Source organism: Exiguobacterium sp. PFWT01 (assembly GCF_018255795.1).
Lineage (GTDB): Bacteria > Bacillota > Bacilli > Exiguobacteriales > Exiguobacteriaceae > Exiguobacterium.
This window is the reverse complement of the sequence record NZ_CP073755.1, coordinates 1,537,405-1,550,167: the sequence shown is the minus strand read 5'-3', so window position 1 is coordinate 1,550,167 and position 12,763 is coordinate 1,537,405. Positions and strand designations below refer to the sequence as shown.

At 45.7% G+C, this 12,763-nt stretch carries 15 protein-coding genes; 12 read left to right on the top strand and 3 right to left on the bottom strand.

Features of this window, described 5'->3' with window-relative positions; genetic code table 11:
- Nucleotides 1–25: 25 nt before the first annotated feature.
- On the bottom strand, nucleotides 26–775 hold the full coding sequence (locus KD909_RS08025; RefSeq protein ID WP_211781282.1) for a GDSL-type esterase/lipase family protein: 750 nt from the start codon (nucleotides 773–775) through the stop codon (nucleotides 26–28).
- Between the two features lie 118 nt (nucleotides 776–893).
- On the opposite strand from KD909_RS08025, the gene KD909_RS08020 reads away from it, so the two are divergent.
- The 5 genes from KD909_RS08020 (at nucleotide 894) to KD909_RS08000 (ending at nucleotide 6,166) form a co-directional block, all read left to right on the top strand.
- Nucleotides 894–1,814 carry an ABC transporter ATP-binding protein gene (locus KD909_RS08020; protein WP_211781281.1) on the top strand — a complete coding sequence of 307 codons (921 nt, stop codon included), beginning with the start codon at nucleotides 894–896 and terminating at the stop codon, nucleotides 1,812–1,814.
- Nucleotides 1,807–2,805, top strand: coding sequence for an ABC transporter permease (locus KD909_RS08015; RefSeq protein WP_012726177.1), 999 nt, complete (start codon nucleotides 1,807–1,809; stop codon nucleotides 2,803–2,805). Before KD909_RS08020 ends, KD909_RS08015 begins: the two co-directional genes overlap by 8 nt.
- Nucleotides 2,806–2,979: 174 nt before the next feature.
- Nucleotides 2,980–4,509 (top strand): M4 family metallopeptidase, encoded by a 1,530-nt coding sequence (locus KD909_RS08010; RefSeq protein WP_211781280.1) that lies wholly within the window; start codon nucleotides 2,980–2,982, stop codon nucleotides 4,507–4,509.
- Nucleotides 4,510–4,604: 95 nt separating this feature from the next.
- On the top strand, nucleotides 4,605–5,465 hold the full coding sequence (locus KD909_RS08005) for a PPK2 family polyphosphate kinase (protein WP_211781279.1): 861 nt from the start codon (nucleotides 4,605–4,607) through the stop codon (nucleotides 5,463–5,465).
- Between the two features lie 104 nt (nucleotides 5,466–5,569).
- On the top strand, nucleotides 5,570–6,166 hold the full coding sequence (locus tag KD909_RS08000) for an AmiS/UreI family transporter (RefSeq protein ID WP_249199011.1): 597 nt from the start codon (nucleotides 5,570–5,572) through the stop codon (nucleotides 6,164–6,166).
- A gap of 74 nt (nucleotides 6,167–6,240) precedes the next feature.
- On the opposite strand, the gene KD909_RS07995 is transcribed toward KD909_RS08000, so the two are convergent.
- Nucleotides 6,241–6,600: a hypothetical protein gene (locus KD909_RS07995; RefSeq protein WP_211781277.1), complete on the bottom strand. Its 360-nt coding sequence runs from the start codon at nucleotides 6,598–6,600 to the stop codon at nucleotides 6,241–6,243.
- Between the two features lie 75 nt (nucleotides 6,601–6,675).
- Between KD909_RS07995 and KD909_RS07990 the strand changes: the two genes are divergently transcribed.
- The 3 genes from KD909_RS07990 (at nucleotide 6,676) to hfq (ending at nucleotide 8,690) form a co-directional block, all read left to right on the top strand.
- Nucleotides 6,676–7,200, top strand: a complete 525-nt coding sequence (locus tag KD909_RS07990) for an SMI1/KNR4 family protein (protein ID WP_249199010.1) — start codon at nucleotides 6,676–6,678, stop codon at nucleotides 7,198–7,200.
- A 278-nt stretch (nucleotides 7,201–7,478) separates the two neighbouring features.
- Entirely contained in the window at nucleotides 7,479–8,414 is a 936-nt protein-coding gene (gene miaA, locus KD909_RS07985; protein WP_211781276.1) for a tRNA (adenosine(37)-N6)-dimethylallyltransferase MiaA, read from the top strand.
- 27 nt (nucleotides 8,415–8,441) lie between these two features.
- Nucleotides 8,442–8,690, top strand: a complete 249-nt coding sequence (gene hfq / locus KD909_RS07980) for an RNA chaperone Hfq (protein ID WP_047795357.1) — start codon at nucleotides 8,442–8,444, stop codon at nucleotides 8,688–8,690.
- 38 nt (nucleotides 8,691–8,728) lie between these two features.
- On the opposite strand, the gene KD909_RS07975 is transcribed toward hfq, so the two are convergent.
- Nucleotides 8,729–9,241, bottom strand: a complete 513-nt coding sequence (locus tag KD909_RS07975; protein ID WP_211781275.1) for a hypothetical protein — start codon at nucleotides 9,239–9,241, stop codon at nucleotides 8,729–8,731.
- A gap of 155 nt (nucleotides 9,242–9,396) precedes the next feature.
- Here KD909_RS07975 and KD909_RS07970 point away from each other — a divergent pair, with 155 nt between their 5' ends.
- From KD909_RS07970 to KD909_RS07955, 4 genes are read left to right on the top strand one after another with little or no spacing between them, the layout of a single operon-like run.
- Complete coding sequence (locus KD909_RS07970; protein ID WP_047795356.1) at nucleotides 9,397–10,575, top strand: HD domain-containing protein; 1,179 nt, start codon at nucleotides 9,397–9,399, stop codon at nucleotides 10,573–10,575.
- 15 nt (nucleotides 10,576–10,590) lie between these two features.
- A complete protein-coding gene (locus KD909_RS07965; RefSeq protein WP_211781274.1) occupies nucleotides 10,591–11,541 on the top strand; it encodes a CobW family GTP-binding protein in 951 nt (316 codons plus the stop codon).
- Nucleotides 11,522–12,304, top strand: coding sequence for a 5'-3' exonuclease (locus KD909_RS07960; RefSeq protein ID WP_211781273.1), 783 nt, complete (start codon nucleotides 11,522–11,524; stop codon nucleotides 12,302–12,304). The genes KD909_RS07965 and KD909_RS07960 overlap by 20 nt, the downstream gene beginning before the upstream one ends.
- Nucleotides 12,285–12,677 (top strand): reverse transcriptase-like protein, encoded by a 393-nt coding sequence (locus KD909_RS07955; protein ID WP_012726190.1) that lies wholly within the window; start codon nucleotides 12,285–12,287, stop codon nucleotides 12,675–12,677. Before KD909_RS07960 ends, KD909_RS07955 begins: the two co-directional genes overlap by 20 nt.
- Nucleotides 12,678–12,763: the final 86 nt, after the last annotated feature.

Here is a 12,763-nt window from a genome sequence, read left to right as displayed (position 1 = left end):
CTCGTCAAGCTGACGAGGATTTTGTTCATTCGAGAACGAAGAGTACATCATTCGCGAATTTCTCATACGTACGGTCACTCGGATGGAACTGATCGGTCGCTAAATCTCTTGATAAGTCAGAGATGTAGGCGAACGGGTCGATCACATCGATATTCTGCGTATTCGCTAATTGTTTCGCGGATGCGTTCCAATCGAGGATGAGCTGATTGAATGCTTGTCCATTCTCATCATTTTGAAACGGATTGTATAGACCGATATACACAATGGTTGCTGAATCGTTGAGTGATCGAATTTCAGTGAAAATCGTTTCTAAATTCGTCTTCGCATCCGTGACCACTTGTTGAATATCGACTGATTCGAAGTTATCGACGTTCTCCCCACGGTTGAACAAATCGTTTCCACCGATGGTCAACGTGATATATCGTGCGTTTTCGATGGTCCGACGCACTTCAGGTTGCTCGAGTTGTGTGAGTAAATCTTCTGTTCGTGCCCCAGACACGGCAAGGTTTTGCGTACGTACGCCTTCTTCTTCAAGAGCAGCGCTGACGGGCTGTACATATCCTGCGCCTGATGTTGACCCCACACCGCGTGTCAACGAATCGCCTAATGCGACGTACACGTCTCCTTCTGGCTCGGGACGTTCATCTTCGGAGACGGAAAGTGTTCGCTCCGGCGGATTGACGATATCTTGATAGCCGATCCATAGACCGTAGACGGCGATTCCCGTTAAAAGAACGGCGCCACTTAAAAATGCATACCATTTCGACTGTTTCATGGGCTGACCTCGCTTTCTATATAAACATCATATCAAATTTAAATGGATGTGCCCTATGTGAATGTTCGAATAGGACAGATTCGCTTTTGTCCGATAGAATAAAGAAAGAGGTGAGACAATGGAACCGACGTTAAAGCTACATCAACTAACTAAAGTGATTGGGAAAAAGACGATCATCGATAATATTTCGTTAGACGTCTACCCGGGTGAGGTCTTCGGATTTTTAGGACCAAACGGCGCCGGGAAGACGACGACGATTCGAATGATTGTTGGCTTGATTAAACCGACGAAAGGAAATGTATCGATTTGTGGGTATCGCGTCGACAAACAATTCGTCCAAGCGATGAATCAAATCGGTGCAATCGTCGAGAATCCAGAGCTGTATAAGTTTTTATCCGGACGTGAGAACTTAGAAGCGTTCGCACGCATGTTACCTGGCGTCGATGATAAGCGAATCCAGGAAGTCATTGACCTCGTCGATTTGACTGCTCGAATCGATGATAAAGTGAAAACGTACTCTCTCGGGATGCGTCAGCGGCTCGGGATTGCCCAAGCGTTGTTAAACAATCCACGGGTGCTCATCTTGGATGAGCCGACGAACGGGCTCGATCCGATGGGGATTCGGGATTTACGACTTTTCATCCGTCGTCTCGTAGAAGAAACGGGGCTGAGTGTTCTTGTGTCCAGCCACATCCTAGCCGAGATTGAGCTATTAGCGGACCGAGTCGCCATTATGTCGCGAGGCAAGATTGTCAAGGTGGGGACGGTCCATGCTTTGATTGAAGAACTCGCGTCAACGGTCGACTTACATGTGACGAATAGCTTTGAAGTATTACCAATTGTTCAAGGGTACGAAGCAATCGACCAAGCGGACGTGGTGGACGAACGAACGATTCGTATTTCCATGAACGTGGAAGAGACGGCGAAGTTGAATCGCTATTTGATGGAAAGAGATGTCGAGGTGTTCGGACTCGAGCGCCGAGTCCAAACGTTAGAGGACCTCTTCATCACGTTGACAGGCGGTGATCACATTGCCTAATCCATCGATGCTCGGTCTCATTCGTAATGAAGTGCTCAAGATTCATCGGAAGCGCAGATTGATGGTCGTCTCCATCATCCTGATCGTACTTGTTTCGATGTTCACGTATGCGAACTATCGTCAAATCGAGAAACAACGCGAAGAACAAGGAACGATTGATTGGCGTGTCGATCTCCAGCAAGAGATCATCGATACACAAAACCGACTCGCCTCCGCGAACGTTCAAGACGAGTTTCGGCAGATTCTTGAGTTCCAAGTCCAACAGAATCAGTATTATCTTGATAATGATATCAATCCGAATTATCCGGGAGCTCCGACGTTTATGCGCGTCTTCTTCTCCCAAGGGACTACGCTTGTCCTACCGCTGTTCATTATTGTATTGATGGCAGATATCGTGAGCGGAGAACATAATGATGGAACGATCAAGACGTTGTTATCGCGACCGGTCCGGCGATATAAGATTTTGCTCGCCAAATGGCTGACGACGCTCCTCTATACATCGATCTTAATATTTGTGACCGCCGTCGTCAGTTACGCCATATCCGGCATCGTTCTCGGCTGGGACGGATGGAATGCTCCGATTTTGACCGGTTTCCAAGCTTCGCCGACCGGAACCTTCTCGACCGACTTTGTGCATACGTTGCCGATGTGGGAGTACTTGCTTATGTCGATGGGTCTATCATGGCTCGTCGTGGCTGCGGTCGGGACAATTTCTCTCATGATTTCCGTTTTGGTGAAAAATACGGCGACCGGAATCGGAATCATGATGGCTGTCCTCATCTCGGGGCCATTATTGACATCGCTTGGTTCAAACTGGGATAGCTCGAAATACCTGGTGAACGTCAACTTCGGTCTTCATACCTATTTGGAAGGACAGGCTCCCCCAATCGATGGGATGACGTTACCGTTTTCGCTTCTCGTCATTCTCATTTGGTCGATGGCCGCCTTGGCGTATGCGTTTTACCACTTTACCCAAAAAGATGTGTATTAATTATTCGTGCTCCTTTCCTAAGGAGCACGAATTTTTTTGGATAAAATTAGGTCGTAAATAGAATGAATGGTTCTAAATACTCAATATTATGAATTATCAAAATAATTAAAAAGATGGATACAGCCTTTGTGGGAAAGTGTGTAAAGTAAGAATCATCACAAAGGAGGTAAACACATGAAAAAAGTTGTTTCTACATCATTAATCGCAGGCGTCTTGCTCGTCCCACAATTGGTCGGTGCGGCAGAATTGAAGTCAGGCACTCTGACGAAACCATCAGAGAGTGCGCCGACAACGATTGTAAAAGAGTACGTCAAATCAAAAGGTGAGTTCAAGACGATTGAGTCGAAGTCAGACAAAGTCGGGAAAGTGGTTAAACTCCAACAGACAGTTGATGGCGTGCCAGTATTCGGTGGTGTGGTAGTCGGTGTCGTAGATGAAGCGGGTCAATTGAAGACAGTCGTGGATGATGCGAAATCGGTCAAGAACCTACATAGGTCGATCAAGTTAACTGAAAAGAAAGCCATCGCGAGTTACAAAAAGCTTGTCGGTCATAAAGGGGCTTACGAGCTCGAACCGGAAGCAGAATTGATTGTCTATCCAAAAGGTGACAAGTCGGTCTATGCATATCAAGTGACCGGAACGATCCTTGAAGCAGAAGAGCCATCACGTTGGACATACTTCATCGATGCGGGGACGGGTGAGGTACTCAATAAATTCGACCAGTTAGCTCACGCGAGACCGACGAACGGTGTGACAGGTACGACCTATACAGGAACGGGAATCGATGTACTCGGCTACAGCCAAACGTTCAAGACAACGAAGAGCGGTTCTTACTATTATCTTCAAGACTCTACGCGTGGAAAGGGAATCTATACGTACGATGCGAAAAACCGTACGACACTCCCAGGTTCGCTATGGGCTGACGTGGATAACGTCTTGAACACGACTTACGACCGTGCCGCTGTTTCTGCACACGTCAACGCGACAAAAACATATGATTTCTACAAAAACACTTACGGACGGAACAGCTATGACAACGCCGGAGCTGCATTAAACTCTACGGTTCACTATAGCCGCAGCTACAACAATGCGTTCTGGGATGGAAGTAAGATGGTATACGGAGACGGAGACGGTCAAACGTTCACGTATCTTTCAGGTGCACTTGACGTAGTCGCTCACGAATTGACTCACGCGGTCACGGAGTACACGGCAGGACTGATCTATCAAAACGAGTCTGGGGCGATCAACGAAGCAGTATCGGATATCCTAGGTACAGTGGCGGAATATAGCGTCGGCACTAACTTCGACTGGTTGGTAGGGGAAGACATCTACACACCAGGTGTAGCGGGCGACGGACTTCGTTCGATGGCGAACCCGGCTGCATACGGTGACCCAGATCACTACTCGAAACGTTACACAGGCACACAAGATAATGGTGGGGTTCACATCAACTCAGGTATCGTCAACAAAGCGGCATACCTCTTAGGTAATGGTGGATCACACTACGGCGTATCGGTACAAGGTGTAGGAGTCATGGCGATGGGGGATATCTACTACCGTGCCCTCAATGTTTACTTGACACCAACATCTAACTTCTCAAGCCTTCGTCAAGCGGTCGTGCAATCTGCGAAAGACCTTTACGGTGCGACAAGTCCGCAAGCCGTATCAGCTGCGAAATCATTTGACGCTGTCGGAATCTACTAAGTTCTCAACATCTCTTCCGAAATTTTCGGAAGGGATTTTCTTATGCAGTTTTTGGGTAAATCAAGGTTGAACGTCGAGCGAAAAGGAGAACGAGTATGAACACGAAGGATTTTATTGTGTCACCGAACAGCAAGATTCAATTAGATGATTATCCGACGACTGTTTCAGACAAACCGGAGGATGACACCTTGACGACTGAACTCATTCCGAACAGTGTCGAGCGATTGAAAGAACTACATTGGCGATTGTATGCCGAGAGCAAGAAAGGGATTATCGTCGTCTTGCAGGCGCTTGATGCGGGTGGGAAAGACGAAGCGATCAGCTATATCTTTTCAAATTTGAACGCCCAAGGACTGAAGACGAATGCGTTTCAAAAACCTTCCGATACTGAGAAAAAGCACGACTATCTGTGGCGAATGCATGATTTGTTACCTGAAAGAGGACAGGTCGGAATTTTAAACCGATCCCATTATGAAGAGGTCATTGCGCCTCGTGTCCATGATTTGTTGGGGGACGAAGTACTTCCGGAAGAAATGGACCAGGAAGAGGTCTGGCAGATGCGCTATCGTCAAATCAACGATTATGAACGCTATTTACATGAAAACAGATTCGAAGTCATCAAGTTCTTTTTCAATGTATCTAAGGATAAACAACGAGATCGCTTGCTTGAACGGTTAAAGGACCCGAAAAAGAATTGGGAATTCTCCTTCAGTGACATCGAAGAACGACAGCATTGGGAAGAATATCAAGAAATCTTTGCCGAGATGTTGTCGCACACATCAACAGAAGTTTCACCGTGGTATGTGTTGCCGGCAGATGATGAGTGGTACAGTCGTTTTGTCATTTCGTCAGTCATGATTGATGTGCTTGAACGGATTGATCCACAGTATCCGACTTTCACGGATGAGGAACAAGAACAAATCGACGAGGCCATCCAAACCCTTGAGAACGAGTAAGGCGTGGCGTTCTCGTGAACACGTAAAAATCCCCTTGCACTGAAAGCGAATTCAAGCTAAAGTGATACAGTAGAACAAAGGTCAGACATCTGTACAAAGGGGTAATGAGTGTGGGTAATGTAAGTTTATTATTCGGTGGCGTCGCACTGTTTTTAAATAGTCTCGTTCTTCTCGGGAAAGTGGATAGCAAGAGCGCAGGGTTCTTTAGTTTGTTTACGGGACTCTTACAAACGTTTATCGCCACATGGTTATTGATTGGGGCGAGTCCAGAAGAGCAGTTCGGTTTTGCGAGCATCTATCTATTTGCGTTCACTTATTTATATGTAGGGGTAACGTTTATTTTGAATTTAGACGGCCGTGGCGTAGGCTGGTTCTCGCTATTCGTTTCGATTGCAGCCGCTTTTTATGGCGCAATGGCGATTGCAGGAAGTGATCCGATGGGAGCGTTGACGTGGTTCTTCTGGTCATTCCTTTGGGCGTTGTTCTTCTTTGGAATGGGACTCGAAAAACCGAATGAGGCCATCACAGCACGTGTCGCCCTCGTATTATCATGGTTGACGCTGATTGTCCCGGCGATGGTTGCTATGGCTGGACTGATGAACGGATGGTATGACATGGTTTGGTGGGCGGCGAGCGGTACGGCAATCCTGTACTTCATCGTTTCTGTCAAACGTACGAAACAAGCAGTGGAAGTTGTATAAGTAAAAAATGAGGTAACTTAGTGAGATTATTTCGCACTTGGTTATCTCATTTTTTTAGATTATGCATGAAACTTCTATTCAAAATCATTAATAGTTTGACTGAATAATTGATCCCTCTTTGCATCTCTATTGAAGTCCCCATCTACTCCATACGAGTAATACAGCAAATCATACTCATCATCCTTAGTATCTTTTACATAGAACGCATACTTTATATGAGGTTCATCAGAGAATTGTAATTCATATATATAACCGAATTTTGTTAAAGAAGATGATGCAATCTCGTATTCTTCACTTTCAACTTGTGAGTTTTTCTCAAGAGTGGATATCAAGTAATCTTCTCTTATTATTATTTCGTATGACACATACATCATAAAGGAACCGACAATGATGGAAATAAAAATAAGAAAAGTGTAAAATATTTTATTCTTCATATGTAAATAATACCTCCATTTTCATATTTTTTTAAAGGTAGTATATAATAAAATTTGAAAAAATAATGAACGTCAATGAATCAAATTCAACTTAAATACAATATGACGGGTGTGAATCTATTGATGGCGTTAAAGACATTGAAAGAGAGATTGATTCATAATCGATTAGAAGTACAACGGGAAGATGGATATGTCGAAACAGAATTGTTCTCGTTTCAAGCATCTGCGGCTGAGGATGACTTAGCTAGATTACCGCATTATTCACCATCCAGATTGATTGAATTTTTGACTTTACATAATGGCGCTGACCTGTTTGTTCACCCGACATACGGTGGAGGAATCCGACTTTTTAGTGTAGATGAAATGATCGAGTATCGGGAAATTTGGGAGTGTCCTGAACAATTCATTCCCGTCGGAGCCGGGAGAGATGGGGAATGGATTGTTTGCGAGGTCGTCAATGAACATGAAAACTACATTTGGGTTGGAGAATTTTTGACTTACACAGATGACACCGAAAAACTTCCCATGGATTATACACGCTGGTTCGACTATTTGATTGTCGCCCAAGGCGCTCATTTTTGGGACTGGTTCAGAGGTTAATAGATGACGATTGAATATTTGTTTTGAATGATGATGATGGAATGCGCACTTTTTGTTGAGTGTGCTTTTTTACAGTTGCTTTTGTGTCTAAAATGTGAAAAGTGGGAATGAGGAAGCTAAAGGAGGCGAAAGCAGATGAGTGATGGTCTCGTGTTATTACTCGGATTACTTTTATGTGGTTGGATGCTGTTTGCCGTCGTATTTGATGATAGAATAAAAAGAAGAATTTGATGGCCCGTCTCGTGAGGAGACGGGTTTTTAATTGAGGAGTGAGATGTATGAAAAAAACACCTGTCGTCGTCATCGTCGGTCCGACCGCTGTTGGCAAAACGAAGACGGGCATCGAACTAGCAAAAGCGTTCGACGGCGAGATCGTCTCGGGTGACTCGGTTCAAGTGTACCGGGGTATGGACATCGGTTCAGCAAAAGTGACGAAAGAAGAGGCCGAAGGGATCCCGCATCATTTGATCGATATTTGTGACCCGGACGATGCCATGAGTGTCGCGATGTTTCAACAATTGGCGCGTGCCGCCATCGATGATATTTATGCCCGTGGCAAGTTACCGATTATCGTCGGTGGCACGGGGCTATACATTCGCTCCATTTTATACGATTATGAATTTGTGGAACGACCGGTCGATGAAGCGTTGCGGGAAGAACTCGAACGGTTGGCGGAAGTCGAGGGGCGAGAGGCGTTACATCAACGATTGGTCCAACTTGACCCAGAGCGTGCGGCTACGATTCACCCGAATAACGTGCGTCGCGTCGTGCGGGCGCTCGAGGTAGCGATGCAAGGGGATACACAGACGACGGACAGTGCGCCATCCGAACATTATGATTATCGATTGTTCGTCCTCCACGCAGATCGTGAGATATTATACGACCGAATCAATCAACGCGTCGATGCGATGATGGAAGCAGGACTAGTCGAAGAAGTCGAACGACTTTTGGCACAAGGATATCGTGATACGCAGGCGATGCGAGCCATCGGGTATAAAGAAATCATTCCATTCATCGATGGAAACATCTCGAAAGAGAAAGCGACAGATTTGCTTAAACAGCACACAAGACAGTTCGCGAAACGGCAATTAACTTGGTTCCGTCATCAATTTGATGGAATTTGGGTGGATATGGGTCGAAAATCATTTGAACTATCATATAAAAATATTTATGATGATGTAGAGGGGTTTTTTCGAAAATTCCGATTATTTTAAAGAGATAAAGACTAGGGGGAATCCAGCATGAAAGCGAGCTACAACATCCAAGACCATTTTTTGAATCAACTTCGAAAAGAAATGGTACCAACGACCGTATTTTTAGTGAGCGGGTTTCAAATTCGAGGTGTCATCAAGTCATTTGATAACTTTACCGTCATCGTCGAGTCGGAAGGTCGTCAACAATTGATCTATAAACATGCGATTTCGACATTCTCTCCGGCACGTAATGTGACGCTATATGAGCCGGATGTAGTTGAAGTAACAGAAGGATGAGCATAAGAAAAGGAGCGGCCCGGGGACCGCTCCTTTTCTTATGCTGTTTTTGTCGTTCCCGGTTGTTTGATTGCCTCAAGAACGCGTTGGATGGCGCAACCACCGAGGAGTGAATCCATTTGACCACAGATCTGAGTCGGCGTCGAACGGTGTAACAATGTGTATGTCCGCTTCCAAGCGCGCTCTGCCGATTGAATTCGGACGAGAAGATCGGCGTGGCTCAGTTCTTTTAACTTATCAATATTGAGTCGGTTCGTTCGAGCGAACGCAGACAAGATGACAGCTTTCGCTAGCGGCGTCTGAAGTGGGTAACCAGAAAGCTCAAGCGCCGCCATAGCCCCTTTCATCTCATGTTCGACAATTTTGTCGAGTGATGCATCTTTAGCATATGGATTACCGGAAAGATGCGTGAGTGACTGTTCTAAGTCCCGCATGCCCACCGGACAAGTTGACGCTTGTAGAATATGTTCAATGGATTGTTGTTCTTGTGCATAACGTGTCGCTTCCCCCGAGGCGATGAAACGCTCATACGTGTCGATTAATGAAATCATTATCGTTTCCCCCTTTATCGAACTACCTTTATCGTATCAATAATCGTAAGCGCTTTCAATATAATGAATGTGAAATCATGACCCTACTAGAAAGTATGTTCGCCTAATGAGCGGAAACACGATACAATGTCAGAAGATGCGAGGAGGGAATGATTATGAACTATTATCAACAAATTGATCCAGTCATCGGTTCATCGATGAACCGTGATCGATTTCAAATACCGCAAATAGACAAATCGAAGGAACGTTTAGACCAGTTAGCAGACGGGACCCCTGTCCAAACAAAAGCGCTCGTCAGTACAGTCGAGGTTAGAGAAGGAAAGAATGGTGCGAAATGGCTTCAATTAAGTGTTACGACGGCGAACGGGATGATGCGTGCGAAGCATTGGCTACGTGGAAATGAGAGTGAACTACTTCCAATCTATGAATCGGGTGTTATCGAATTGTCCGGAAAAATCGATGTCTATCCAAAACCGGATGGTGCAAAATCGATTACGATTGACCGCGTCCATCCTATCTCAAAAGATGAGGCAATCTCGTTATTACCAGGCTTGCCAGGGGATGAGACGATGGAACAGTTTGCGGATGAATTATTCAGTTTGATTGATACGTTGTCACCGACCTATCAACAGCTCGCCTACGGCCTCCTTGATTTCGTTTGGGATGATTTCGTACTATCGCCAGCGGCACTCTACCACCATCATAACTATGCGGGAGGTCTATTAAAGCATACCGTGTGTATGCTTCGTCTCGGTTATCGGATTCAAGAGCAAGATGACTATTTGGCGATGGTGTTTCGTGTAATAAAAGAAGCGGAGCAGTTGCACAAAGTCGACCTTTGGAATACGATGAACGGTGTTAAAATCGAACAGGCATATAAAGGAACGTTTGAATCGCTGTATGCCGCCTGTGAAGCGATGGCCGAGCGGAAAGAACCGTTGAGTTGGGATGAACTCGCACTTGGAATCCTCTTCCACGACATCGGAAAAATATATGAATACAGCCATCTGTTATCTAGTCCGAATCGTTTTGAAAAGTTATCTCCCGTTGAGGGCACAAGTGAAACGACCGGCATATCCATCAACCCGATGGGCACATTGATCGGGCATATGCCATACGGTGGGCTATTGTTTGAAGAAGCGTTACGCCAGACGTCGACGCGACTGCCATTGGATGTCCATCACCGGATCTGGCACATGATTTTATCACATCATGGGAAACGTGAGTGGGGATCGAGTGTCCTCCCGATGACGACGGAGGCTTGGATGCTTCACTTGATTGATTTATTGGATGCGCGTTATGAGAAATGGGCTCGCGCGCACGAAGATTTGTAAGAAAAGGGTGGTATCATGATTCCCGTACAATTAGTGACCGGATTTTTAGGAGCAGGCAAGACGACGTATATGAACCGTATACTCGCGGCGACGGATGAAAAGATTTGTCTGATCGTCAACGAGCTCGGCGCGATTAATATCGATGAACAATTGATCGTCAAGATGGACCAAGAGCAGATTGAACTTTCAAACGGATGTATTTGCTGTTCCATCCAAAATGATTTGAGTAAGTCGTTCTATCAACTGGCGGCAAAGCAAGAAACATTCGACCGGGTCATCATCGAGACGACCGGTGTCGCCGATCCCGCACCAATCATTCAGACGATTTACTATGATGAATATTTGCGACAACACTTCAAAATGAATGCCATCTTGACGGTTGTGGATGCCAGTCAAATGGATCGTGAACTGTTCAAAGAAGGGATTCATCAAATCGCTTATGCCGATCTCCTCTTGTTAAATAAAACCGATTTAGTGTCGTCGGATGAACTCGATCAAGCACGCCGCCGAATCGAACAACTCAATCCGACGGTAAGGATTGTAGAGACGATTCAAACAGAAGGCGATTACGAATTACTTGAGAATACGTTCCAACTGTCACGTGTCGATGAACAGAAGTTGAGTCAACTGACAGAGACGAGTGAATCGGTCTCCTCCCTTCGTGCCATCACGTTGAGTGCCGAGCGTCCGTTGTCTCGGGAGCGCGTGACCCGTTACGTTCGTGAAGTCTTGATGCACTACGAGGATGAGATGTATCGGATGAAGGCGATTGTCCGCTTACAGGATGAGGAGCGCAAGTTTGTCATTCAAGCGACGAATCAGTTGATGGGCGCGACATTTGCAAATGAGGTGCATGAAGGGGACCGTTCCGTATTTGTTTGGATTGGGAAGGAACTGGACCAAGATGCACTAGCACGGGGATTAAAAGCATGTGAGGTGGAGCAAGATGAAGCTTATTCTAGTTGACGGATTTAATTTGTTGTCCCGTTATTATTTTGCGACGGAGCGAAGACGAGCACAAGATCCGGAAGTGACTGTGAAAGGATTACTTCGAAAGGTGGATTCCTGGACGACAGACTTTTCCCATATCGCTTTCTTTTGGGACGGGACACGAGAGTCTACCCACCGTTATGCGATGTACCCTGAATATAAAGCAACGCGTAATGGACTCCCGGAAGCACTTTTCGAAGACTATTTGAAATTGAGAGCCGCTTTGGATGAACGAGGCATCTTACAATCCGAGTTGACGGGGTATGAAGCGGATGATTTGATGGGCGCCGTCGCGACAGCGTTCCCGGGTGAATCATATCTCTATTCCTCGGACCGTGATTTACTTCAGTTGTTGTCTCCGAACGTGTTTCAAATCATGCCGAAAAAAGGTGATGAGCAGCTCGTCAATGAAGCTTCTTTTGAATTGATGTATGGCGTGAAACCATATCAGTTTGTCGACGTGAAGGCATTGCAGGGAGACTCTTCGGATAACATCCCAGGTGTACGTGGCATCGGTCCGAAGACGGCGACGATTTTAATTCAGCATTACGATACAATTGAGACGCTTTATGTGCATGTTCAAAATGAAACACTCGAAGCGCCCCATCAAAAATATGCAAAAAAACTAGACGGTCATGAAGAGATCGCGCTCTTGTCGAAACGACTGTCACAAATTGATATCCATGCACCTGTCAACACGGATTGGGAGGCGTACCGATTTGGTTCACATCTATTTTGACGCGGCCACCAATCAGACGACTGGAGAGAACGGAATCGGCGTGTGGATCAAGTCGTCCGACGGTACCGTATCGACGTTTAAACGTCGAATGCAAGGATTGACAAGCGTTCACGCGGAATTGGCTGCATGTGCTTATGCGCTTGAACAAGCGCATGTATTGGAAGGTGAAACCTCATTCATGCTGTATTCCGATGCCGAAGTGATTGTTCGCGCACTAGAGCAACGTTTCATGAAAGATGCTTCTGCGAAGCCTCTGTTTCTGAAAGCACTGATTGCCTATGATGAATTGCCGACCGTGTTCTTAAAATGGGTCCCACGAGCGGAGAATCGGGCAGACGTGATTGCACGTGACGCATTGAATGGAATGAATTAAGCGACCGAGATCATTCTTGGTCGCTTTTTTGACGGAGTCATTTCTTTTTAGATGGTTTTTCGCTAAAATGAAAGCGTAGTCAACTA

What these genes read in the sequence shown, in the direction of transcription:
- KD909_RS08025 (WP_211781282.1), bottom strand. Translation starts at nt 775, where the DNA reads ATGAAACAGTCGAAATGGTATGCATTTTTAAGTGGCGCCGTTCTTTTA.
- KD909_RS08020 (WP_211781281.1), top strand. Translation starts at nt 894, where the DNA reads ATGGAACCGACGTTAAAGCTACATCAACTAACTAAAGTGATTGGGAAA.
- KD909_RS08010 (WP_211781280.1), top strand. Translation starts at nt 2,980, where the DNA reads ATGAAAAAAGTTGTTTCTACATCATTAATCGCAGGCGTCTTGCTCGTC.
- KD909_RS08005 (WP_211781279.1), top strand. Translation starts at nt 4,605, where the DNA reads ATGAACACGAAGGATTTTATTGTGTCACCGAACAGCAAGATTCAATTA.
- KD909_RS08000 (WP_249199011.1), top strand. Translation starts at nt 5,570, where the DNA reads ATGAGTGTGGGTAATGTAAGTTTATTATTCGGTGGCGTCGCACTGTTT.
- KD909_RS07995 (WP_211781277.1), bottom strand. Translation starts at nt 6,600, where the DNA reads ATGAAGAATAAAATATTTTACACTTTTCTTATTTTTATTTCCATCATT.
- KD909_RS07990 (WP_249199010.1), top strand. Translation starts at nt 6,676, where the DNA reads ATGAATCAAATTCAACTTAAATACAATATGACGGGTGTGAATCTATTG.
- miaA (WP_211781276.1), top strand. Translation starts at nt 7,479, where the DNA reads ATGAAAAAAACACCTGTCGTCGTCATCGTCGGTCCGACCGCTGTTGGC.
- hfq (WP_047795357.1), top strand. Translation starts at nt 8,442, where the DNA reads ATGAAAGCGAGCTACAACATCCAAGACCATTTTTTGAATCAACTTCGA.
- KD909_RS07975 (WP_211781275.1), bottom strand. Translation starts at nt 9,241, where the DNA reads ATGATTTCATTAATCGACACGTATGAGCGTTTCATCGCCTCGGGGGAA.
- KD909_RS07970 (WP_047795356.1), top strand. Translation starts at nt 9,397, where the DNA reads ATGAACTATTATCAACAAATTGATCCAGTCATCGGTTCATCGATGAAC.
- KD909_RS07965 (WP_211781274.1), top strand. Translation starts at nt 10,591, where the DNA reads ATGATTCCCGTACAATTAGTGACCGGATTTTTAGGAGCAGGCAAGACG.
- KD909_RS07960 (WP_211781273.1), top strand. Translation starts at nt 11,522, where the DNA reads ATGAAGCTTATTCTAGTTGACGGATTTAATTTGTTGTCCCGTTATTAT.